The organism is Vibrio sp. 1562 (genome assembly GCF_033340155.1).
Lineage (GTDB): Bacteria > Pseudomonadota > Gammaproteobacteria > Enterobacterales > Vibrionaceae > Vibrio > Vibrio alginolyticus.
In genome coordinates this window covers 1-650 of sequence record NZ_JAWOVY010000437.1, presented here as the reverse complement: position 1 = coordinate 650, position 650 = coordinate 1, and the positions used below count along the sequence as shown (strand labels likewise).

The following is a 650-nucleotide window of genomic DNA, read 5'->3' as shown; positions in this document are numbered from 1 at the left end:
ACATTGAGGTTAAAGCACGCTTGCTTATCCATAATACGTCCTGCAGCTTGACCATAGTCCAATGGGTACACTTGTTCTTTAATCGCCCAAGGTTGGCTGAGGTTGATGGTATCGCTGTCTTTGTAGCTCTGCTCGATACCCACTTCAGCTAAGGCTTCAACACCAACACTGTACCAATATGCTTGCTGGTAATGGATTTGGTTTGAACCGCGCTGAAACTGCAAAAACAAACGTTCAGACATGGTGGCAGCAATGGTCGCCATAATCGCTAACAACATCAGTACAATAATCAAAGCAACACCACGCTGACGATTAGCCATTGTTGTTGCCCTCCGATGCTTTGTTTCTTTCACTTTCCGCAAGCTTGCCATCTGGCGTTAGATACGTGCGCGCAATTTCACCGTAATCCTTCAACTTCAAGACAACTGAGACAGCTTTCGGCAACTCTTTATTGCTGTCCCACTCTTTCTTCCACTGTTTACCGTCATAAAAACGCATGTCGAAAGATTCCACCTGCGTCAGCAACGGAGTGACAATGCCTTCCTGCCCAACTGGGGTATCTGGATAACGCCACCAAACACGCTGCAGGGTTTCTTCTTTAACGCGATAGCCCACTTTAGTCACTTCACCACGCGGGAACTGTTGCTGCG

2 protein-coding genes are annotated in these 650 nt (G+C 47.4%); both read right to left on the bottom strand.

The annotated features are described in order from the left end of the window. Positions 1–320: type II secretion system minor pseudopilin GspK (gspK, locus tag R7Z49_RS25655; protein ID WP_318112484.1), on the bottom strand; the 320-nt coding region annotated here is incomplete at its 3' end. Beyond that, positions 313–650, bottom strand: a 338-nt coding sequence (gene gspJ / locus R7Z49_RS25650) for a type II secretion system minor pseudopilin GspJ (RefSeq protein WP_318112483.1), incomplete at its 5' end; no start/stop codon positions are given. The genes gspJ and gspK, both read right to left, overlap by 8 nt.